This is a genomic window from Catellatospora sp. TT07R-123 (assembly GCF_018327705.1).
GTDB lineage: Bacteria > Actinomycetota > Actinomycetes > Mycobacteriales > Micromonosporaceae > Catellatospora.
In genome coordinates, this window is sequence record NZ_BNEM01000002.1 from 4,340,643 (window position 1) to 4,362,479 (window position 21,837).

At 72.9% G+C, this 21,837-nt stretch carries 21 protein-coding genes and 1 riboswitch; of the genes, 7 read left to right on the forward strand and 14 right to left on the reverse strand.

The features are described 5' to 3' along the window. Positions 1-31: 31 nt before the first annotated feature. The gene (locus Cs7R123_RS39190; RefSeq protein WP_212834202.1) at positions 32-898 is read left to right on the forward strand and encodes a PHB depolymerase family esterase; all 867 of its coding nucleotides are present in this window, start codon (positions 32-34) and stop codon (positions 896-898) included. 69 nt (positions 899-967) lie between these two features. On the opposite strand, the gene Cs7R123_RS39195 is transcribed toward Cs7R123_RS39190, so the two are convergent. The 5 genes from Cs7R123_RS39195 to paaA are packed head-to-tail and all read right to left on the reverse strand — an operon-like array spanning position 968 to position 4,522. Continuing rightward, on the reverse strand, positions 968-2,020 hold the full coding sequence (locus Cs7R123_RS39195; RefSeq protein ID WP_212834203.1) for a 2Fe-2S iron-sulfur cluster-binding protein: 1,053 nt from the start codon (positions 2,018-2,020) through the stop codon (positions 968-970). Positions 2,021-2,023: 3 nt separating this feature from the next. Further along, positions 2,024-2,506 carry a 1,2-phenylacetyl-CoA epoxidase subunit PaaD gene (paaD, locus tag Cs7R123_RS39200; protein WP_244872424.1) on the reverse strand — a complete coding sequence of 161 codons (483 nt, stop codon included), beginning with the start codon at positions 2,504-2,506 and terminating at the stop codon, positions 2,024-2,026. Beyond that, entirely contained in the window at positions 2,503-3,213 is a 711-nt protein-coding gene (paaC, locus tag Cs7R123_RS39205) for a 1,2-phenylacetyl-CoA epoxidase subunit PaaC (RefSeq protein WP_212834204.1), read from the reverse strand. Before paaC ends, paaD begins: the two co-directional genes overlap by 4 nt. After that, positions 3,210-3,491 (reverse strand): 1,2-phenylacetyl-CoA epoxidase subunit PaaB, encoded by a 282-nt coding sequence (gene paaB, locus Cs7R123_RS39210; protein WP_212834206.1) that lies wholly within the window; start codon positions 3,489-3,491, stop codon positions 3,210-3,212. Before paaB ends, paaC begins: the two co-directional genes overlap by 4 nt. Next, the gene (paaA, locus tag Cs7R123_RS39215; RefSeq protein ID WP_212834208.1) at positions 3,488-4,522 is read right to left on the reverse strand and encodes a 1,2-phenylacetyl-CoA epoxidase subunit PaaA; all 1,035 of its coding nucleotides are present in this window, start codon (positions 4,520-4,522) and stop codon (positions 3,488-3,490) included. Before paaA ends, paaB begins: the two co-directional genes overlap by 4 nt. A 321-nt stretch (positions 4,523-4,843) precedes the next feature. Between paaA and Cs7R123_RS39220 the strand changes: the two genes are divergently transcribed. Continuing rightward, on the forward strand, positions 4,844-5,791 hold the full coding sequence (locus Cs7R123_RS39220) for a hypothetical protein (protein ID WP_244872425.1): 948 nt from the start codon (positions 4,844-4,846) through the stop codon (positions 5,789-5,791). Between the two features lie 58 nt (positions 5,792-5,849). Next, positions 5,850-6,800: a hypothetical protein gene (locus Cs7R123_RS39225; protein ID WP_212834210.1), complete on the forward strand. Its 951-nt coding sequence runs from the start codon at positions 5,850-5,852 to the stop codon at positions 6,798-6,800. Between the two features lie 174 nt (positions 6,801-6,974). On the opposite strand, the gene Cs7R123_RS39230 is transcribed toward Cs7R123_RS39225, so the two are convergent. From Cs7R123_RS39230 to Cs7R123_RS39240, 3 genes are read right to left on the reverse strand one after another with little or no spacing between them, the layout of a single operon-like run. Beyond that, positions 6,975-7,823: a menaquinone biosynthetic enzyme MqnA/MqnD family protein gene (locus Cs7R123_RS39230; RefSeq protein WP_374707089.1), complete on the reverse strand. Its 849-nt coding sequence runs from the start codon at positions 7,821-7,823 to the stop codon at positions 6,975-6,977. A gap of 28 nt (positions 7,824-7,851) precedes the next feature. Continuing rightward, entirely contained in the window at positions 7,852-9,084 is a 1,233-nt protein-coding gene (locus Cs7R123_RS39235; RefSeq protein WP_212834212.1) for an MFS transporter, read from the reverse strand. Positions 9,085-9,142: 58 nt separating this feature from the next. Next, positions 9,143-9,673: an ArsR family transcriptional regulator gene (locus tag Cs7R123_RS39240; protein ID WP_212834213.1), complete on the reverse strand. Its 531-nt coding sequence runs from the start codon at positions 9,671-9,673 to the stop codon at positions 9,143-9,145. A gap of 187 nt (positions 9,674-9,860) precedes the next feature. Between Cs7R123_RS39240 and Cs7R123_RS39245 the strand changes: the two genes are divergently transcribed. Next, on the forward strand, positions 9,861-11,888 hold the full coding sequence (locus Cs7R123_RS39245; protein WP_212834215.1) for an AAA family ATPase: 2,028 nt from the start codon (positions 9,861-9,863) through the stop codon (positions 11,886-11,888). A gap of 207 nt (positions 11,889-12,095) precedes the next feature. Then, positions 12,096-13,430 (forward strand): aminotransferase class V-fold PLP-dependent enzyme, encoded by a 1,335-nt coding sequence (locus tag Cs7R123_RS39250; RefSeq protein WP_212834216.1) that lies wholly within the window; start codon positions 12,096-12,098, stop codon positions 13,428-13,430. Here Cs7R123_RS39250 and Cs7R123_RS39255 read toward each other — a convergent pair. From Cs7R123_RS39255 to mqnE, 6 genes are all read right to left on the reverse strand, one after another. Continuing rightward, entirely contained in the window at positions 13,423-14,190 is a 768-nt protein-coding gene (locus Cs7R123_RS39255; protein WP_212834217.1) for an ABC transporter ATP-binding protein, read from the reverse strand. The genes Cs7R123_RS39250 and Cs7R123_RS39255 overlap by 8 nt on opposite strands. Then, entirely contained in the window at positions 14,191-15,216 is a 1,026-nt protein-coding gene (locus Cs7R123_RS39260; protein WP_212834218.1) for an iron ABC transporter permease, read from the reverse strand. It lies immediately after the preceding gene. Positions 15,217-15,325: 109 nt separating this feature from the next. After that, positions 15,326-16,267: an ABC transporter substrate-binding protein gene (locus tag Cs7R123_RS39265; protein ID WP_212834219.1), complete on the reverse strand. Its 942-nt coding sequence runs from the start codon at positions 16,265-16,267 to the stop codon at positions 15,326-15,328. 96 nt (positions 16,268-16,363) lie between these two features. Further along, positions 16,364-16,513: riboswitch (cobalamin riboswitch) on the reverse strand. Then, on the reverse strand, positions 16,514-16,798 hold the full coding sequence (locus Cs7R123_RS39270) for a DUF4229 domain-containing protein (RefSeq protein ID WP_212834220.1): 285 nt from the start codon (positions 16,796-16,798) through the stop codon (positions 16,514-16,516). Between the two features lie 20 nt (positions 16,799-16,818). Further along, positions 16,819-17,232, reverse strand: coding sequence for a hypothetical protein (locus tag Cs7R123_RS39275; protein WP_212834221.1), 414 nt, complete (start codon positions 17,230-17,232; stop codon positions 16,819-16,821). Positions 17,233-17,234: 2 nt separating this feature from the next. Then, entirely contained in the window at positions 17,235-18,404 is a 1,170-nt protein-coding gene (gene mqnE / locus Cs7R123_RS39280) for an aminofutalosine synthase MqnE (RefSeq protein WP_212834223.1), read from the reverse strand. 178 nt (positions 18,405-18,582) lie between these two features. Between mqnE and Cs7R123_RS39285 the strand changes: the two genes are divergently transcribed. Together Cs7R123_RS39285 and Cs7R123_RS39290 are read left to right on the forward strand one after the other, a co-directional pair. Continuing rightward, positions 18,583-19,950: a C40 family peptidase gene (locus Cs7R123_RS39285; protein WP_212834225.1), complete on the forward strand. Its 1,368-nt coding sequence runs from the start codon at positions 18,583-18,585 to the stop codon at positions 19,948-19,950. 311 nt (positions 19,951-20,261) lie between these two features. Next, the gene (locus tag Cs7R123_RS39290; protein ID WP_244872525.1) at positions 20,262-21,830 is read left to right on the forward strand and encodes a DEAD/DEAH box helicase; all 1,569 of its coding nucleotides are present in this window, start codon (positions 20,262-20,264) and stop codon (positions 21,828-21,830) included. Positions 21,831-21,837: the final 7 nt, after the last annotated feature.

Genomic DNA, 21,837 nt, shown 5'->3' on the forward strand with positions numbered 1-21,837 from the left:
ACATGTCGACTCTGACATAGGGGGGATTCACGTGAAACATTTCGCCGTGCTGCTGACCCTCGCCACCGTACTCACGGGCTGCGCCGCCACCGGCGAGCCACCCACGACCGCCGCCCCGCCCAGCCCGGCCGTGAGCCTGCCGCCCGAGCACCCGGGGCCGGGCGGCCACGACCTCGCCCTGCTGCACGGCGGGGTGCGCCGCGACTACCGGCTGCACGCCCCGCCCGGCTGGACCCCGGGCACCGTGCTGCCGCTGGTGCTGGTCTTCCACGGACAGCCCGGGACCGGCGCGGACGCCGAAAGGATCAGCCGGATGACACCGGTCGCCGACGCGAAGGGCTTCCTCGTCGCGTACCCCCAGGGGTTCGGTGAGCGCTGGAACACCTCGGCCTCCGGCGGCGCCGACGACGTCGGCTTCGTCGCCGCCCTGCTCGACCACCTGTCGCGCGACTGGGGCGCCGACCCGAAGCGGACGTACGCGGCGGGCTTCTCCAACGGCGCCGCGTTCACCTACCGGCTCGCCCGCGACCTGCCGGGGCGCTTCGGCGCGCTCGCGCCGGTCAGCGGCCGCATCGAGACCGAGCGGGACGCCGCCCCGCCGCTGGCGACGCCGGTCTCCCTGCTGACCTTCCAGGGCAGCGTCGACCGGTTCGCCGGCTCCTGGCCGGGCACCAACAACCTGTGGCGCCGCCTGGCCGCCTGCGGCGAACCCGCCGTCCGCACCCTGAACGGCCCGCACGGCAAGGCCCACCGCTACACCGCCGCCTGCGCCGGGGGCACCGAACACGTCGTCTACAGCGTGATCGACATGGGCCACGACTGGCCCGTCGGGGGCGATCACCCGGTAGACGCCGACACCCTCATCTGGGACTTCTTCACCCACCACCCCCTGCCCTGAGGTGAGGTGAGGAAGGGCACCTTCCACCGCGTGATGCGGTGAGAAGGTGCCCTTCCTCGTCTCTCCAGCTCAGGCGTCGAAGTCGAGGGCCAGGTCGTCGCTGGTGGGGGTCGACTGGCAGGTCAGCACGTATCCGGCGGCCAGCTCGTCGGGCTCAAGGGCCCAGTTCGCCGCCATCTCCACCGAGCCCGAGACCACCTTGGCGCGGCAGGTCGAGCAGACGCCGCCCTTGCAGGCGTACGGCAGCTCGCCGCGGTGCCGCAGCGCCGCGTCCAGCACCCGCTCGCCCCGCTCCATCGCGAACTCGGTCGACCGTCCGTCCAGGAGGATCCGGACGCCGACCGTCCCGCCGCCCTCGACCGCGGCCGCCAGTGGCGGCGGCTCCTCGGCGTGGAACAGCTCCACGTGCACCCGCCCGGCGGCACCGACCGCCGCCAGCGCCTCGCGCGCCGAGCGCACCACACCCAGCGGCCCGCACAGGAACCACTCGTCCACCGCCGCCAGCTCGAACGCCTTCAGCAGCGCCGTGGTGCGGTCGGCGTCCAGCCGCCCGGACAGCAGCTCGCTGGGCTGCATCTCCCGCGACAGGACATGGACCAGCTGCAACCGCCCCGGGAAGCGGTCCTTCAGGTCCGCCAGCGCGTCGGCGAACATCACCTCGGCGGCGCTGCGGTTGCCGCACAGCACCGTGAACGTGCTGCCCGGCTCGGTGCCCAGGGCGGTGGCGGCCAGCGACAGCACCGGGGTGACCCCGGAGCCGGCCACGATCGCGCCGTAGCGGCGGGCGCGGGCCGGGTCGAGCTCGGTGGTGAACCGGCCGAGCGGCGGCAGCACCGCGAGCGGCTCGCCGGGCGCGAGCTCCTGCGCCCGGGTCGAGAAGGCACCGCCCGGCACCCGCTTCACCCCGATCGTCAGCAGGCCGTGCTCACGCAGGTCGGCAGGCGTCGAGCAGATCGAGTACGACCGCCGCTCCGCCTCGTCGAGGCGCACCGTCACGTGCTGTCCCGGCCGGAACGCGAACACCTCGCGCAGCGGCTCGGGCACCGCCAGGGTCAGCGCCACCGCCGACGGGGTCAGCTGCTCGACGGCGGCCACGGTCAGCTCATGGAAAGTCGGGCTCACGGCTCACAGCTTCTTGATCGCGTTGAACGGTTCGAGGCAGCCGTGGCAGCGCCACAGCGATTGGCACGGCGTCGAGGCGTACCGGCTGAGCTGCACCACCACCGGTCCGTCGGCACCGGCCGAGCCGCCCGCGCAGTGCGGGCAGGACGGGGTGCCGCCCTCGCCGGGCGCGGCGATGCCCGTGCGGCGCAGCGCGGCCCACCCCGACTCGGTGATCATGTCGGTGGACCAGGCCGGGCTGAGCACGGTCCGCACCCGCGCGTCCGGGTAGCCGCCCGCGGCCAGCGCCGCGCGTACGTCGTCGGCGATGGCGTCCATCGCCGGGCAGCCCGAGTACGTCGGCGTGATGACCGCGGTGACCCGCCCGTCCGCGCCGGTCTCGACGCCGCGCAGGATGCCCAGCTCGGCGATGGTGATCACGCGCAGCTCCGGGTCGGGGACGGCCCCGGCCAGCTCCAGCGGGTCACGCAGCGCGGTCGTGTTCACCACGACGCCCCGGGGTGGGCGCGGTGCAGTGACTGCATCTCGGCCAGCAGGAAGCCCAGGTGCTCGGTGTGCTGCCCGGTGCGGCCGCCGGACGGTTGCCACCGGTCGGCGGGGCGGGTCAGCGTCGCCTGCGCGAGCACCGGTTCCACCAGTGCCAGCCAGCGCTCCCGGATGCCCTCGGTCAGCTCGTGCGCGTACGGCCACACCGCGTCGAGCGCCTCCTGCATGCGCAGGTGCGACTCCGGCGTGCCGTCGCCCAGCCGCAGCACCCACTGCGTCGCGTGGTCCACGTGGTACGTCGACTCCTTGACCGCCTTCGCCCCGATCGCGGCCGCCAGCACGTCGTCCCCGGCGGCCAGGTCGGTGTAGCGCAGCAGCTGCGCCGCCGACAGCAGCAGCAGCCAGGCCGTGGTCCAGCCGAAGTCCAGGTCGCCGCGGGCCGGGCCGAGCGGCAGCTCCGCCAGCAGGCAGTTGCGGAACTCGTGGTCGGCGCGCAGGTAGGCGAGCTCGTCCTCGGTGCGCGGCGGGTCCAGCCGCTCGCCCGCCGCGGTCAGCAGCAGCCGGGCGGCGCCGAGCTGGTCGAGGGCGATGTTGGCCAGCGCCACGTCCTCCTCCAGCGTGGGCGCGCGCGACACCCACTCGGCCAGCCGCTGCGCCGCGATGAGCGCGTCGTCGCCGAGGGCGAGCAGGTCAGGTGTGGTGCTCACAGGTGTGCCACCCCTTCGGGCAGCTCGTAGAAGGTCGGGTGCCGGTAGATCTTGTCGGCGGCCGGGTCGAAGAAGGGGTCCTTCTCGTCCGGGCTCGACGCGGTGATCTCCGCGGCGGGCACGACCCAGATGGAGACGCCCTCCTGGCGGCGGGTGTACAGGTCACGCGCGTGCCGCAGCGCCATGGCCGCGTCGGGCGCGTGCAGGCTCCCGGCATGGGTGTGCGCCAGGCCGCGCCGCGGCCGGATGAACACCTCCCACAGGGGTTCCGTGCTCATGCGTCCACCAGTTCCTTCCGGTTGCTCGCCTTGGCCGCGTACGCGGCGGACGCCTCGCGCACCCAGGCGCCGTCGGCGTGGGCGCGGTTGCGGTGCGCCATCCGCTGCCGGTTGCACGGGCCGTCGCCCTTGACCACGCGCATCAGCTCGCCGAAGTCGGGCGAGGTGTAGTCGTAGTGGCCGCGCTCGTCGTTCCAGCGCAGTTCCGGGTCGGGCAGGGTGAGCCCGAGGATCTCGGCCTGCGGCACGCACATGTCGACGAAGCGCTGGCGCAGCTCGTCGTTGGAGAAGCGCTTGACCTTCCACGCCATCGACTGCGCGGAGTGGGTGGAGTCGGCGTCGGGCGGGCCGAACATGGCCAGCGACGGGTACCACCAGCGGTCGACCGAGTCCTGGGCCATGGCCCGCTGCTCGGGCGTGCCCTGGGCCAGCACGTACAGCGACTGGTAGCCCTGGCGCTGGTGGAAGGACTCCTCCTTGCACACGCGGATCATGGCGCGGGCGTACGGCCCGTACGAGCAGCGGCACAGGGGGACCTGGTTGACGATGGCCGCCCCGTCCACCAGCCAGCCGATCGCGCCGACGTCGGCCCAGCTCAGCGTGGGGTAGTTGAAGATCGAGCTGTACTTCTGCTTCCCGGTGAGCAGCGCCTCGTTCAGCTCCTCGCGGCTGACGCCCAGCGTCTCGGCCGCGGCGTAGAGGTAGAGGCCGTGGCCGGCCTCGTCCTGCACCTTGGCCAGCAGGATCGCCTTGCGGCGCAGCGTCGGCGCGCGGCTGATCCAGTTGCCCTCGGGCTGCATCCCGATGATCTCGGAGTGCGCGTGCTGGGCGATCTGGCGGATGAGCCCCGCCCGGTACGCCTCCGGCATCACGTCGCGCGGCTCGATCTTCTGGTCGGCGGCGATGACGGCGTCGAACGAGGCCGGCCCGTCGAGGGCCCGGTCGGCGGCGGCACGCAGCGCCGCCTCCGCCTCCTCGACCTCGCCGAGCAGGCTGTCCGCGCCCGCGACGCCAGGCATCGGGGTGTCCATGCGGCCAGTGTTACAGGGCTGCGCCGATATGCGCAACAACTGTCACAACCAGCGTCGCTGATTGCGCAATCCTGACTACGTTCCGTCGCAATCGACAGGCTCGCCCGTGACCTGCGTCACCGGAACAAGCCGGTTCACGCTCGGGCAAGACCGGCATAAAGGCAGCTCCCAGCGTTGCGGCCTAACTTTGTTCACGTTCCGGCGGGCCCCTCGCCGGGATGTGCACCCCTGACAGCGACGTCACCCCCGAGGAGCACCCCCATGCCCCGGCGTACCCCCTTCACTGCCACGACCACGGCGCTCGGCGTTATGGTCCTGGCAGTGCTGATCCCATCCGCGGCATCGGCCCTCACCGGCTCGGAGGCCACCGTGGTGAGCGCTGTCCCGGCACCGGCCCAGCCCGCGACGAGCCCGGAGCCCGCGGCCTCCACCCCGGCCGCGACGGCCGCCGCCAGCCCGAGCACCGCCGCCGCGAGCCCCTCGACGACACCCGGGCCCGCGACCACCCGGCACGTCAGCAACCAGCGGCCGAGCCGGTCGCTGGTCGCGGGGCGGGTCACGCTCGACTACCAGGGCGACTTCATCGGCTGGGCCATGCTCGACCGGCACACCGGCGAGGTGGTCGCGGCCAAGAACGCGAACCAGACCAGCAGCACCGAATCCATGATCAAGATCTGGCTGGTCTCGGACTACCTGCGCCGCGCCGCCGAGAGCGGCCAGACCGTCACCCAGGACTGGCTCACCAAGGCGAGCGACGCCGTCCGCCACTCCGACGACCGGGCCGCCCAGGCCCTGTACGTCGCGAACGGCAAGGACGAGTCGGTGCGCCGGATGATCGAGATGTGCGGCATGACCGACACCTCGGCGTACCCCTCCTGGTGGAGCCGGACCCAGATGTCGCCGCGCGACGCGCTGCGGCTGGCCTCCTGCGTCGCCGACGGCACCGCCGCCGGGCCGCAGTGGACCGGCTGGGTGATGTCCGAGATGCGCCAGGTCGAGGGGAGCACCGCCCCCGCTGACCAGCAGGCCACCCGCGGCGGCGGCCGGTGGGGCATCATCGACGGCGTGCCGGGCACCGTCGCCCGCACCCTCGCCATCAAGAACGGCTGGACCGCCATCGGCGCCGACAGCAACTGGCACCTGAACTGCCTCGCCGTCAGCGACGACTGGATCATGAGCGTGATGACCCGTTACCCCGTCGAAAACGGGCTGCAGTACGGTGCCGGCGTCTGCGCCAGCGTCGCAGGTCAGCTCCTGCCGAGAGCCTGACCGCCCCACCCCCCGTGCCACCCGCTCTTCCCCCCGGAGCCCCCTCATGAAGCAGTTGATGACCCGACGCCGTGCGCTGCTGGCCGGCGGCGCCGGCCTGGCCGCGCTGACCGGCGGCGGCTTCTGGCTGGCCTCCCGCGGCGAGACCGGCACCCCCGGCGTCCTCGGCACCACCCTGCCGTCGAACTCGCCCACCCCGTCGGCGACGGCGTCGCCCGCGGCGTCGGTCTCGCCCAGCCCGAGCCGCGAAGCCGCCGGGACCGTGCCGGTGCAGCCGGGTGCGCCCGGGATCGAGCACGCGTCCCTGACCGAGACGACCACCGGTCTGGTCAGCGTCAACGTCTCGCACTGGTGGAGCTGGGCGCTGATGGACCGGTCGTCGGGCCGGATCATCGGCTCGCCGAACTTCCACCAGACCAACATGACCGCCTCGATGATCAAGGCGTGGCTGGCCGCGGACTACCTGCGCCGCGCCACCGAGTCCGGCACCACCCCGAGCACCGCGCGCATGAACATGATCAGCACGATGATCCGCGACAGCGCCAACGAGCCCGCCTCGACGCTCTACGGCGAGCTGGGCCGCTCGGCCACCATCGGCCGCCTCGTCTCGATCTGCAAGCTCACCGACTCCCGGGCCGGTGACGGCTGGAGCACCACCCAGCTGTCCGCCCGCGACACCTGCCGCATCGCCAACTGCATCGGCAACGGCACCGCCGCGGGGCCCCGGTGGACCACCTGGCTGGTCAACGAGATGCGCAACGTACGCGGTGACGGCGACTTCGGCATCCGCCGGGCCTGGCCCGCCGACGAGCAGAAGACCATCGCCATCAAGAACGGCTGGGTCGACCGGCAGGCACTCGGCTTCTGGACCGTCAACTGCATGGCCCTGGGCGACACCTGGACCATGGCGGTCATGACCCGGCCCCCGCTGAGCAAGCCGTGGTCCGCCGGCGGCGACATCGCCAGGTCCGTCGCCACCCAGCTCCGCACCGCCACCGACCTGGTCTGACCCCACCCGCCGCGCGCCGCGCCCCCGGGCGGGCGCGCGCTGGGCGTGATCACGCTGGGCGTGATCGTGCAGTTTCGGGGAAACTGCACGAATTCACGCGCCGATTCCAGCAGTTTCCCCGAAACTGCATGATCGACCCGCCTGCCCCCGGCGGGGGTGGCAGGGCGGGCCCGGTCAGAGGGGCATGAACTCCGGGCCCGACTCGGGGAGCGCGGGAGCTTCGCCGAGGGCGGTGGCGCGGCGGGCGAACTCGCGCAGGCCGTTGATCTGGCGGCTGCCCAGCGAGAAGTCCAGGACGCGGAAGTACGAGGCGAGCGTCGCGGCGTCGAACGGCTCCCAGCGGGCCGCCGCGGTGGCGACCTCGTCGAGCCCGGCCAGGCTCAGGTCGCGCGAGCGCAGGAACGCCTCGTGCACGTCCTTGACCAGCCCCGGGTGGGCGGCGGCGAAGTCGCGGCGCACGGCCCACACGGCGAAGACCATGGGCAGGCCGGTCCACTCGCGCCAGGCCTGGCCGAGGTCGGTGACGGCCAGCCCGCGCCGCGGCGCCTCGAACAGCGCGCGCAGCGCGACGTCGCCGATGAGCACCCCGGCCTGCGCGTCGAGCAGCATCGCGCTGAGGTCGGGCGGGCAGCGGAAGTACTCGGGGCGTACGCCGTAGCGCTCCTGGAGCAGCATCTGCGCCAGCAGCACGCCCGTGCGCGAGGTGCTGCCCAGCGCCACCTTGGTCTGGTCGAGCTCGGTCAGCGGCACCTGCGAGACGACGTTGACCGACAGCACCGGGCCGTCCGAGCCGACCGCGAGGTCGGGCAGGAGCAGCAGCTCGTCGGCGTGGCGCAGGTATTCGACCAGCGAGATCGGGCCGATGTCGAGGTCGCCCGCGACCAGCGCCCGGTTGAGCTGGTCGGGGGAGTCCTTGTGCAGGTCGACGTCGAGCAGCGCACCCGAGCGCATCAGCCCCCAGTACAGGGGGAGACAGTTCAGGAACTGGATGTGTCCGACCCGGGGACGCTGCACTGCGCTCATGATCAGGGAGCCTACCCGGGCCGGACGATCAGGCGGCCGTCGCCTGGGCCTGCGGTGACGTACGCGTACCTCCCGTGACGCTGCGCACGACGGGCGTGACCAGCAGTATCCCGAGCAGGCCGAGCGCGCCCGCGCCGAGCACGACCCAGCGCGCGTCGATCAGGTCGAGCACCACGCCGCCGACGAAGAACCCGGCGAGCCCGCCGCCCTGCACCCGCGACTGGACCGCGGCGGCGGCCTGGCCGCGCGCGGCAGCGGGCACCCGGCGGCCGAGCAGCGTGCCCGCGATGACGTTCTGACCGCCGTTGACCAGGCCGCCCGCCAGCCAGCACGGGGCGATCCAGACCGCGGCGGTGACGGTGCCGCAGAGCACCACCGCGCCGCAGATGCCGGCCAGGCCGAGGAAGATCCAGCGGACCAGGGCGCCGTCGGCGGTGGTGGGGCGGATGAGCCGGGCCATCAGCCAGGCGCCGCCGAGCATGCCCACGGTCCAGGCGGAGGTGACCACGCCGTACAGGACGGCGGATGCGCCGAGGGTCTCGCGGACGAAGAACACCTCGGCGACGTTGACCGCCGACACCAGACCGATGATCAGCGCGAGGCTCCACACCATCACCCAGTACATCCGGTCGTCGCGCAGCCGCCAGGCGACCGGCTCGGACCCGGGCCGCGCCGCGTCCTCGCGGACGGCGGCGGCACCGCCCCGGCGGGTGCGCAGCAGCAGCCCGGCCAGCACGGTGAAGCCGAACGCCAGCGCCGACACCCGCAGCGTCTGCTCGACGGCGACGGTGCCGACGAGCAGCCCGGCCAGCGCCGGCCCGGCCATCATGCCGATGGACCCGGCGGTCTGCCCGATCGCGTTGGCGCGGGCCAGGTCCTCTCGGGTGACCATCGCGGGCAGCAGCGCCGAGCGGGTCGGCTGGGCGACGGCGGTGGCGGCGGCCAACGCGACGGCACCCGCCATGACCCACTCGTACCGCGTGGCGTAGGCCAGGGCGAACGCCGACCCGACCTGGCCGACGCCCGACACGATCAGCAGCAGGCGGCTGTCCACCCGGTCGACCAGGCGGCCGACCCAGCGGGCGAGCACCACGACCGGCAGCGTCTCGGCGACCACGAGCAGCGCCACCTGTAGACCGCTGCCGCCGCGCTCCTGTAGCGCGAGCACCAGGGTCGTCATCACCAGGAAGGTGCCCAGCGCGGCCATGAGCTGGGCGACCGAGGCGATGACGACGTCGCGCCAGCGCGATGTGAAAGACATGTTTCACAGTATGTCTTTCACATCGCGCTGAAGCAATAGGCCGACGCCGCTGTCCGCTTCAGTCCAGCGGGACCGCCCGGACCTGGAGCACCGAGCGCCGCGACCCCTCGGGCGGGTCGTTCTGTCGCACGCTCTTCTTGTACGGCTCCAGCATCTCCAGCATCTTCGCGGTGATGTCCCTGAGCTCGGCGGCGGTCACCAGCAGCACGGTCTCGCTCATCAGCGCCGCGTCGTACCACTCCGGCGCCTCCTCGGCCGCCTTCGCGACCCACTGCCGGACCCGCTCGTCGCCGCGCGCCAGGAACACGTCGGTCACCGCCCGCTCGGCCGCCTTGGCCTCCGAGTCGGCGCCCCGCTCCAGCTCTATGGAGTACCCCCGCATGCGGGTCCGCCAGACGCGCTCGCGCCCGTCGCCGCGGCTCGGTGCGTCCTCGATCAGACCGGCCTTGGCCAGCGCGCGCAGGTGGTAGCTCGTCGCACTAGGCGACAGGCCGACCACTCCGGCGCACTCGGTGGCGGTCACGTCTTCGACGCTGCCGGCAAGGTGCTCCATGATCGCGATCCGGGCGGGATGCGCCAACGCGCGCATCACCGCGGGATCGGTGATCCTCAACTGTTCCCCAGCGCTCACCCGTAAAGAAAATCACGTGCGGCGGGCAAATGAGCAACTAACATGGTCGGTCGATTCCTTCCCTCTCTCTGGCACTGCCGACAGCGCCCGCCTCTCAGGCGCAGAGCCGGGCGGCCGCACCTCCCGCCACGACCAGAGGACCTCCATGCAGACCGACATCTCCCCCGCGATCCGCCGCGCCCTGAACGGCCCCGCCGGGCTCGACACCGAGCGCGAGCACCTGGCCGAATCGCGCGCCGCGCTGGCCGCGATGCGCCGCCGCGCCGAGGAGCTCTTCCACGTCGGCGACCGGGTCGCCGGGGACGCGTACACCGCCGAGCAGCTCGGGCGGCAGATGGCCCAGCGCATCAAGGAGCTCACCGACGACCCGGCCGCGCCGCTGTTCTTCGGCAAGCTGACCATGGCCGAGCCGGAGGTGTGGCACATCGGCCGCCGCCACGTCACCGACACCGCGGGCGAGCCGCTGGTGCTCGACTGGCGCGCACCCATGTCGCAGCGCTTCTACCAGGCCAGCGCGAGCGAGTCGCAGGGCGTCGCGGTGCGGCGCCGGTTCGGCTGGGCGCCGGGCGCGCCCGGCGAGCCGACCACGCTGACCAGCTTCGAGGACGAGCACCTCGACCAGGGCCAGGAGCTCGGCACCGGCAGCGCCATCCTCACCGCCGAGATCGAGCGGCCCCGCGTCGGGCCGATGCGCGACATCGTCGCCACCATCCAGCCCGAGCAGGACGAGCTGGTCCGCGCCGGGCTGGAGGACACCATCTGCGTACAGGGCGCGCCCGGCACCGGGAAGACCGCCGTCGGGCTGCACCGTGCGGCGTACCTGCTCTACCTGCACCGGGAGCGGCTGCGCCGGTCCGGCGTGATGATCATCGGGCCGAACCGGTCGTTCCTGAACTACATCGCGGCGGTGCTGCCCGCCCTCGGTGAGATCGAGGTCGAGCAGGCCACCATGGCCGACCTGCTCGACACCCCGGTCCGGGGCACCGACAGCGACGAGGCCGCCGCCCTCAAGCACGACCCGCGCATGGCGCAGGTGCTGCACCGGGCCCTGTGGAACCGGATCGACCGGCCGCGGGGCCCGATCGGCATCTCCGACGGGTCGTACAAGTGGCGGATCGACGAGGGCGTGCTGCGCCGCGTCGTCGACGAGGTGCGCCGCGAGCAGCCCGGCTACGCCGTCGGCCGGGAACGGGTGCGCGCCCGGGTGGTGGGCCTGCTCCAGCGGCAGGCCGAAGCCCGCCGCGCCGAGTCGCCCGCCGACAGCTGGCTGCGCAAGATGGGCAAGAGCAAGCCCGTCGTCGAACTGCTGGACCACTGCTGGCCCGCGGTCACCCCGCCGCAGGTCGTGGCCGAGCTGCTCGGCGACCCCGAGCGCCTGCGCGCCGCCGCCGACGGTGTCCTCACCGACACCGAGCAGGAGGCGCTGCGCTGGGCGAACCCGCCGCGTACGGTCAAGCAGGCGAAGTTCAGCGCCGCCGACGCCGTGCTGATCGACGAGGTCGCGGGGCTGCTCGACCGGCAGCCCGGCTTCGGCCACATCGTCGTCGACGAGGCGCAGGACCTGTCCCCGATGCAGGCCCGCGCGCTGGCCCGGCGCAGCACCCACGGCTCGCTCACCATCCTCGGCGACCTAGCCCAGGGCACCGCCCCGTGGTCGGCCCGCGACTGGCGCGACACCCTGACCCACCTCGGACGGCCCGACGGCAGGGTGGTCGCGCTGAGCACCGGCTTCCGCGTGCCCGCCGCCGTCGTCGCCCTGGCCAACAAGCTGCTGCCGGAGCTCGACGTGCAGGTGCCCCCCGCCCGCTCACTGCGCCGCGACGGCTTTCTGGAGATCACCGAGTCCGCCGACGTCGCCGCGGCGGCCCGCGCCGCTTCGGCCCTCGAAGGCTCCATCGGCGTCATCGCCGCCGACGCCGACATCCCGGCGGTCATGGCCCAGCTCCGCGAGGCGGGCCTCGACCCGTCCGATCTCGACGGCGACGGCCGCCTGGTCGTCGTCCCCGCGACCCTGGTCAAGGGCCTGGAGTACGACCACGTCATCGTCGTCGAGCCCGCCACCATCGTCGCCGCCGAGCCGCGCGGCCTGCACCGCCTGTACGTCGCCCTCACCCGCGCCGTCACCAGCCTCACCGTCCTGCACACCCACCCCCTCCCCACCGCCCTCCGCTAACCCAACATCGGCGCCCACCCAACATCGGCGCCCGCCCAAGATCGGGCCAACCCAAGATCGGGCAACTTGCCGGGCAATCGGGCGTATCTTGGGCGCTCATTCGCCCGTCTGCCCGGCAAGTTGCCCGATCTTGAAGTGACCCGGGCCGACCGGGATGGGACGGGTGGAGGGTGGTGGTGGGCGGGCGCGCGTGCTGCCATGAAGGGCATGGCGTGGACGGGGGAGACGGCGGTCAGCCGGCGGCTGGTGCTCGGTGCGACGGCGGCGGCGGGCGCAGTGGCGTTGGGCGGGGTCGCGGCCTGCGACGACGACCCTCCGAAGCCGACGGAGCGCGGCGGGGTGCCGCCGCTGGACCCGCAGGACTGGGACGGCGTACGAGCCCACTTCGCGCTCGACCCCGCCGTCGCGCACTTCGACGCGTTCGTCTTCGCCAGCCCGCCCGCCGCAGTCCGCGCCGCGATCGAGAACCACCGCACCCAGCTGGACCGCGACCCGCTGACCTACCTGCACGCCAACGAGGTCGCCCGCGACGCCCAGATCACCCAGGAGGCGGCGCGATATCTCGGCGGCAGCGGCGAGCTGTACCTCACCGACTCGACCACGATGGGCCTCGGCCTGCTCTACGGCGGCCTGGTGCTGCGGCCGGGCGACGAGGTGCTCACCACCGAGCACGACTTCTACTCCACCCACGAGTCGCTGCGGCTGCGCGCCCTGCGCGACGGGGTGAAGGTGCGCCGGGTGCGCCTCTACCAGGATCCGGCTGCGGCAGGCATCGACGAGATCGTCGCCGCCCTGGTCGCCGGAGTCACCCCGAAGACCCGGATCGTGGCGGTGACCTGGGTGCACTCCAGCACCGGCGTACGCCTGCCGATCCGGGAGATCGCCACCGCGCTGGCCGGGCTCAACCGCGACCGCGCCCCGCAGGACCGGGCGCTGCTGTGCGTCGACGGGGTGCACGGGTTCGGCGCCGTCGACGCGGGCCCGGCCGAGCTGGGCTGCGACTTCCTGGTCTCCGGCTGCCACAAGTGGCTGTTCGGGCCGCGCGGCACCGGCATGGTCTGGGGCAGCGAGGCCGCCTGGCAGCGGTTCCAGCCGGTGATCCCGCCGTTCGACAACGCCAGCATCGGCGCCTGGCTCGGGTTCGGGCCGGGTCCGGCGGGAAGGGTGCCGCCGTCGCCGGGCGGCTACCACGCGTTCGAGCACCGCTGGGCGCTGCGCGAGGCGTTCGCGTTCCACAACGCGCTGGGCCGCGACCGGGTCGCGGCGCGCACCGCGCAGCTGGCGGCCGCGCTCAAGGCGGGCCTGGCCGAGCTGCCGGGAGTACGGCTGATCACGCCGCGCTCGCCCCGCGTGTCGGCGGGGCTGGTCTGCTGCGAGCTCGCGGGCACCACCCCTGAGGCGGCGGTACGCGCGCTGCGCACCAGCGGCATCGCGGCCAGCGCGACCCCGTACAACCCGTCCTATCTGCGGCTGGGCACCAGTATCGTGAACAGCCCGGCGGAGGTCGACCGGGCGGTGGCGGCGGTGCGGGCGCTCAGCTGAGCCGCACCGGCACCACGATCGGGCCGTACTCGCCCGCGATGACGCGCACCCTCGCGCGGTAGTGGCGGCCCAGCAACTCCTCGGTGAGCACCTGCGCGGGCGGCCCGTCGGCGGCGACGCGGCCGTCGGCCAGCAGCACCAGGCGGTCGGCGTACTCCCCGGCCACGGACAGGTCGTGCATGGTGGCCAGCACGGTCAGCGCGTGCTCGCGGCGCAGCCGGTCGACCAGTTCCAGCACCTCCTGCTGGTGCCCGATGTCCAGGGCGGAGGTGGGCTCGTCGAGCAGCAGCAGCGGCGCGTCCTGGGCCAGCGCGCGGGCCAGGAACACCCGCTGCCGCTCGCCGCCGGACAGGGTGGCCAGCTCGCGCGCGGCGAACCGGTGCAGGTCGAGCTGGTGCAGCGTCTGCTCCACCTTGGCCAGGTCGCGGGCGGACTCGCGGCCCAGCGTCGGGATGTACGGCGTGCGGCCGAGCAGCACGTAGTCGAGCACCCGCATGCCGGGCGGCACCACGGGCTGCTGCGCGACGGTGGCCACGAGCTGGGCGCGGCGGCGGCGCGGGAGGGCGGCGGTGCTCATACCGTCGATGGTCACCACACCCGCGTGCGCGACCGTGCCGCTCAGCGCGCGCAGCAGGGTGGATTTTCCCGCGCCGTTCGGGCCGATCACGGTGACCCACTCGCCCGCGGCGACGCTGAGGTCCACCCCGTGCAGGATCTCGGTGTCGCCGAGGGTGACCCGCACCCCGTCCAGGACCAGCATCTACAGGCTCACCCGCCGGGTGGTGCGCAGCACCAGCACGAAGAACGGCGCACCGAAGAACGCGGTGACCACGCCGATCGGCAGCTCGCCGGGGGCGATCAGGGTGCGCGCGGCCAGGTCGCACAGCGTCAGGAAGGCGGCGCCGAACAGCAGCGACAGCGGCAGGATCGACCGGTACGAGCCACCGGCCAGCAGCCGCACCACGTGCGGCACGATGATGCCGACGAACCCGATCAGCCCCGACACGGCGACGGCCGCCGCGGTGCCCAGCGACGCCGCGGCCAGCAGGATCAGGCGCGAGCGCTGCGGATGCAGCCCCAGCCCGGCCGCCTCGTCGTCACCGACGCTGAGCACGTCCAGCTCCCGCCGCAGGGCGAGCACGACCACCCCGGTGACCAGGGCGTACGGCAGCAGCAGCCGCACCTCCTGCCAGCCGTCGGTGGCCAGCCGCCCGAGCAGCCAGGAGTAGACCTCGCGGATGGTGTCCACGTTGCGCTGGAGCAGGTACGTCTGGATCGCGGCGAGGAAGCTGGAGACGGCGACCCCGGCCAGGATCAGCGTCGCCGATGACCGGTCCCGGCCCCCGGCCATGCCGAGCAGGTAGGTGACCAGCACGGCCCCGCCCGCGCCGAGGAAGGCGGCGGGGGCGAGCAGGGCGCGGTTGTCGTACGCGATGGCCATGGTGGCGCCGAGTCCGGCCCCCGCCGCGACGCCGAGCAGGTACGGGTCGGCCAGCGGGTTGCGGAAGACGCCCTGGTAGCAGCCGCCGGCCAGGGCCAGCATCGCCCCGACGAGCAGCCCGAGCACCGCGCGCGGCAGCCGCAGCTCGGTGATGATCGCGATCTCACGCGGGTTGAGCCCGGAGTTCAGCCGTACCCCCGGGATGAGGTTGAGCAGCTCGATCGCGACCGACCCGGGCGGCAGCGACACCGGCCCGAACGCCACCCCCGCCACCAGCGCGACGACCACGGCGCCGACCCCCGCCGCCAGCCACCCCGCCCGCAACCCCGCAGTCCGCACACTCACCTCGAAATCAGTCTGTCGTCGATCATGAACTTATGGCCGGGACGCGCCGTCGAGCCGTGCCATAAGTTCATGATCGACGCGGAGAAAGGGGCCGGGGCCCGGGGCCGGCCTAGGCGGCGGGGATGGTGGCGGTGGCGGTGGTGATGGCGCGGATGAGGTCGACGATGCGGGGGCCCCAGCGGGAGGCGATGTCGTCGTCGAGGGCCACCACCTGGTTCTTGGTGACGGCGGTGATGGTGGACCAGCCGGCGCGGGCCTTGACGGTGTCGGCGTTCTGGGTGCAGCACTTGGTGTCGGCGAGGAAGATCAGGTCGGGGTTCGACTTGACCAGGGATTCCGCCGTGAGCTGGGGGTAGCCGGTGCCCTTGGTGTCGGCGGCGTCGGCGACGTTGGTGAGGCCGGCCAGCGTGAACAGGGAGCCGATGAACGTCTTCGAGGTCACCGAGTACAGCGTCGGGTCGAGCTCGTAGTAGTAGGTCAGCGGCTTGCTGCGCTGCGGCAGGTCCTTGACCAGCTTCGCGATGTCGTCCTTCATCTGCTGCGCCACGGCGGCGGCCTGGTCGGCGTGGCCGGTCAGCTTGCCCAGGTCCTTGAGCTGGGCGTACGAGTCCTCCAGCGTCACCGCGGCCGGGGCCAGGAACACCGGGATCTTCAGCGCGGTCAGCTGGGCCACCACGTTGTTGGCGTCGCCGCTGAGCACGACCAGGTCGGGGCTCTTGGCCGCGATCGCCTCGGCGTTGGGCTGGAAGCCCGACAGGTCGGTCTTCGGCACCCCGGCCGGGAAGTTCGACTGGTCGTCGACGGCGGTGACCTGGCCGCCCGCGCCGACGGCGTACAGCATCTCGGTCGCGGTCGGCGACAGCGAGACGATCTTCACCGGCTGGGCGGGCAGGGTGACCGAACCGACCGTCACCGGGTATGCGGCGGCGGCGCTGGACGGGCTGGGAGTGGCGGCCGGGTCCTCGGTGGTGGCGCAGGCGGCCAGCGCGGCGACGAGGCCGGCGGCGGCGAGCGCGCCGAGGGCGCGGCGGCGGAAACGGTGCTGGAACACGGGTGATCCTCCTGTCGGTCGAGGTAGGTCTTCGCCGACAGGGCTGGGATCGAGAAAAGGGGCGCCCGGTCTGCGAGACGCCCTTCCTCGAGAGCGTTGTTCGCGACCGTCGCAGGCGACCTGGCTTGCCCACCCCTGGCGGGGCGGGATCACAGTTGCGGGACAGCGCCGGGTTCGCACCGGCTTCGCTGCGGAGCGGTCAGCGACACGCTAGTACATGCCGCTGCCCGCACCGCAAACGTGCAGTCACGAGTGTGACTTCTCCGGCTCCGCCTCGGCGGGGACGTCGTCGCCCGCGAGCGCCGCGCGGAGGTGCTCCTTCTGCTCCCGGCGGCGGTCCACCGCGCCCTCGACCTGGGCGGACACGTCGTCGCGCAGGTTGCGCAGCAGGAACCAGCCCGCGGCCGCCGACACCACGATGGCGATCATCAGCTTGACGGGCAGGCTTATGACGGGGACGAACCACAGGGCCGCGAAGACGGCCAGGAACAGGCCGAGCCTGGCCAGGGTGTACTTGACAGCAGCACTCACCCGACCAGGGTATCGGCAAGTCAGCGATTCACGAACGCAAGGCCCGTGTGCCACACCACGGCGTAGACCACGGTCGCGACCAGCGCGCCGAGGGCACCGGAGACCAGCGCGGGCAGCCCGGCCGCGAAGCCCGTCGCGAGCACGCCCAGGCCGACCCCGACCACGGCCGCCAGCAGCGCGGTGGGCAGCCGGGCGGACCAGTCGCGGGCCGCCCGGAACTGCTCGACGAAGATCATCGCCGGGAAGACCGCGGCCAGCCAGCCGTTGAGCGAGCCGAAGCGGCCCAGCCCGAGCAGGGCGAAGACCCCGTCGAAGACGGCCATGGCCGCCACCGACAGCAGCACGCCGACCACCGTGTACGCGAGCAGATCGGTCAACGCGACGATCTTGCCCGACTCGTCCCGCTGGGGACCGCGGACCGCGGACTCGGCCACGCTCAGGCCCAGACCTGCTGCGGTTCGGCGCGGCGCTCGGCCAGGCTCTGCGGCCGGCCGTACTCGCGCACGACCTGGTAGCGGGTGTCCCGCTCGACCGGCTGGAAGCCGGCGTCCCAGATCAGGTGCAGCAGGTCGTCGCGGTGCATGGTGTTCGGCGTGCCGTACGAGTCGGCGTCGTGCGTGATCTTGTATTCGACCACCGAGCCGTCCAGGTCGTCGACGCCGAAGTTCAGCGACAGCTGCGCCACCGACAGGCCGTGCATGACCCAGAAGCACTTGACGTGGTCGAAGTTGTCCAGCATCAGGCGCGACACCGCGAACGTCTTGAGCGACTCGGCGGGCGAGGCCATCGTGGTGCGGGCCTGGATCCGGTTGCGGACCTTGCCGTCGGCGCTGTCGTGGAAGTCGTGCTGGTAGCGCAGCGGGATGAAGACGGTGAAGCCGCCGGTCTCGTCCTGCAGCTCGCGCAGGCGCAGCACGTGGTCGACGCGGTGGCGCGGCTCCTCGATGTGGCCGTACAGCATCGTCGAGGGGGTGCGCAGGCCCTTGCTGTGCGCCAGCCGGTGGATGCGCGACCAGTCCTCCCAGTGGCAGGCGTGGTCGACGATGTGCTGCCGGACCTCCCAGTCGAAGATCTCGGCGCCGCCGCCGGTCAGCGACTCCAGGCCCGCCTCCATCAGCTCGTCGAGGATCGCGTCGGCGGTCAGGCCGGAGATCTTCTCGAACCACTGCACCTCGGTCGCGGTGAACGCCTTCAGCTTGACGTTCGGCAGCGCCTGCTTGAGCTCCTTGAGCACGCGCGGGTAGTAGCGCCACGGCAGCGTCGGGTGCAGACCGTTGACGATGTGCAGCTCGGTGAGCTGCTCGTCCTTCATCTCCAGCGCCTTGGCGACGGCCTGCTCCACCCGCATGGTGTAGGCGTCCTTCTCACCCGGCTTGCGCTGGAACGAGCAGTATGCGCAGCTCGCCGAGCAGACGTTCGTCAGGTTCAGGTGCCGGTTGACGTTGAACATCACCCGGTCGCCGTTCTTCTCCGTCCGAACGTGGTGGGCCAGGCGTCCCAGCCAGGCGAGATCGTCACTCGCGTACAGAGCCTCGCCGTCCTCGCGCGTCAGGCGCTCTCCGGCATAGACCTTCTGCTCCAGCTCACGCTTCAAACCCACGTCCATGGGAGCCAGCGTACGACGCCCGGTCCGGACCCCTTACCGTGCCCTGGTCCGACGCCGACGCGACACCTGACCGACGCCTGGTCGACACCGGACAGGGTCGACACCGAGGGCGAATTCAGGTAGGAACTTCATGGGACCAACGGGGAGGATGGGGCCTGCGATGTCGAACCGCCGTCGTGTGACCGGACGTCACGGCCAGACCGCTCTCGGTTCGGCTGTGCTGAGCGCGGTGATCGCCGGAGGCGTGGCGTTGCCCGCCGCGGCCGATCCGCCCATCGGCGCGAAGATCACCGCAGTTCCCGACGGCGGCGAGCACCCGGCCTACGAGACCCCGCCGATGCTGCCCACCGGGCGCCTCAGCATGCCCGTGGCGCTGCCCGCCACCCCCAAGGAAGCCCTCACCGCGCAGTACTACGCGGCCGACCTGGAGCTGTCGGTGCTGCACGCGCGCCGCAGCGAGCTGGAGCAGCAGTACACCAACGCGATGGTCGCCAAGGCGATCGCCGACTACGCCTGGCGCAACACGGCCGACCGGCTGCGCGAGGCGAAGCAGGCCGCCGAGGCGGCCGCGGTCTCGGCCTACCAGCACTCGGCGCACCACCCGGAGCTCGACGATTCGCTGGCCCAGTGGGGCGAGCTGAGCAAACTGCTGCCCCGCCCCGCCGACGCCCCGCCCGCCACCGAGGCGGCGCTGCGCGACCTGGCCCGCGCCCAGATCGAGGAGCGGCAGGCGTTCGGCGTGCTGGCCGCGGCCACCGACACCGAGCAGCGGATCACCTCCGAGCTGTCCGCGCTGGTCAAGGAGTGCGGGCGCAAGGAGGCCGCGTTCCTCGAACTCAAGCGCCGCCTGGCCGAGCTCCAGTCCGAAGAGGACCGGCTGCGCGAGCTCCAGGAGCAGAACCTCGGCAACTACGACGCCGGCAAGAGCAACGCCGGGCTCGTCGCCGCGGCCAAGGCGCGCCAGGCGGTGATGTTCGCGCTGTCGCAGCGCGGCAAGCCGTACGTGTGGGGCAACGAGGGCCCGAACTCGTACGACTGCTCCGGCCTGGTCTGGGCGTCGTACCGGTCGGCGGGCATCACGCTCAACCGGGTCGCCCGCGACCAGTACTACGGCACCCGCCAGAAGACCGTCAGCAAGTACGCGCTGCTCCCCGGCGACCTGCTGTTCTTCGCCACCGACCCGAGCGACTGGCGCACCATCCACCACGTCGGCATGTACCTGGGCGACGGCAAGATGGTGCACGCCCGCACCACCGGCGATGTGGTGAAGATCGCATCGGTGAACCTCTACAGTGTCGACTTCGCGACCCGCGTGGTGGACGCGCTGCCCGCCCCGGCGACGCCGTCGCCGTCCGCGTCGGCCAGCCCGCGCCCGTCGGCCAGCACCAGCCCGACCCCCGGCGCGTCGACCTCACCGAGCCCGTCGGCCAGCCCGAGCCCCAGTTCCAGCCCTTCGCCGGAGGCCCCGGCGTCGCCGTCGCCGTCCCCTTCGCCCTCACCGAGCCCGGCCGCCGAGAGCATCCCGCCCTCGACCGAGCCGCAGTGACGGCGAACACCGGCAGAACGGGAACAACCGGTCATCCGGCGTGACTCTGGATACACCGACGGGCTATTGCCGGGCGGTTCCGTTGGCGCAACCCGTACACTCATTGGGTTGATCTGGGCGCGCTCACCGCGCCCTCGAGCGTTCCTGCGGGTGACTTGCAGCGGCACTAGGCCGCGCGGCGCGGGGATGCGCCACCCGAGAGGTATCACGCTTTGACTCAGCACGACCCTGCCCTGTTCCCGTCCGTGTTCGACATCAACATCGACGGCTCGAAGGCCGGCTCCGACGGCCCGAAGGTCGACGCCGAGGGCCTGACGGGCGCCTCCGACGAGCAGCCCGCCGCGGCGGCCCTGCCCGGCTTCGCCGAGCTCGGCGTGCCGCGCCCGCTGGTGCGCGAGCTGGACCGCGCCGGCATCACCCGCCCGTTCGAGATCCAGGCCGCCACGCTGCCCGACGCGCTCGCCGGGCGCGACGTGCTGGGCCGCGGCCAGACCGGCTCGGGCAAGACCCTCGCGTTCGGACTCCCGCTGCTGGCCCGCCTCGCGCAGGGCAAGCCGGCCCGCCCGCACCACCCCAAGGCTCTGATCATGGTGCCCACCCGCGAGCTGGCGATGCAGGTCGCCGACGCGCTGCGCCCGCTGGCCAAGGCCATGGAGCTGTACCTGAGCACCGCCGTCGGCGGCGTGCCGTACGACCGGCAGATCATCGGCCTGCAGCGCGGTCTCGACCTGCTCGTCGCGACCCCCGGCCGGCTCGGCGACCTGATCGAGCGGGGCGCCTGCGCCCTGGACGACATCGAGATCACCGTGCTGGACGAGGCCGACCAGATGGCCGACATGGGCTTCCTGCCCGAGGTCACCGAGCTGATGTCCAAGTGCCCCGCCGAGGGCCAGCGCCTGCTGTTCTCGGCCACTCTGGACGGTGACGTGGACACGCTGGTCAAGCGGTTCATGACCAACCCGATCACGCACTCGACCGCGCCGCCGGCCGCGTCGGTGTCCACCATGGACCACCTGATGCTGCTGATCGCGCCGCAGGAGAAGTTCAAGGTCACCGCTGCGGTCGCCAACCGTCCCGGTCGGACGATCATGTTCGCGCGTACCCAGATGGGCGTGGACCGACTCGTCGGGCAGCTGCGCGAGGTCGGCGTGCGCGCGGGCGGCCTGCACGGCGGCAAGACCCAGCGGGTGCGCACCCGGACCCTGGCCGAGTTCAAGGAAGGCCGGATGAGCGTCCTGGTCGCCACGGACGTCGCCGCGCGCGGCATCCACGTCGACGGCGTCTCGCTGGTCGTGCACGTGGACCCGCCGAAGGACCCCAAGGACTACCTGCACCGGGCCGGCCGCACCGCCCGCGCCGGCGAGTCCGGCGCGGTGGCCACGCTGGTGCTGCCCAAGCAGCGCCGCACCACCCTGGCCATGATGGAGAAGGCCGGCGTCGACAAGCCCGCCGAGCACCGGCTGCGCGTCACCGACGAGAAGCTGGTCGAGCTGACCGGGGCTCGCGAGCCCTCCGGCACGCCGGTGGTCGACGAGCCCGAGCCGCGGTTCGCCCGCGGTCAGCGCCGCGACGGCGGCCGCGACTTCCGTGGCGGCGACCGGGGCGGCTTCCGCAGCGACCGCGGCGGTGACCGCGGTGGTGACCGGGGCGGCTTCCGCAGTGACCGCGGCGGTGACCGGCCGTTCCGCAGTGACCGCGGTGGTGACCGGCCCTTCGACCGGGACAACCGGGGCGGCGGGCAGGGCTTCGACCGCGGCGGTCGCGACGACCGCGGTTTCCGCGGCGGCAGCAGCTTCGACCGGGACCGCCGCAGCGGCGGCGACCGCGGCCCGCGCCAGTTCGGCGAGCGCCGCCCGGCCGCCTCGGCCCCGGGCGCCTGAGCGGGTC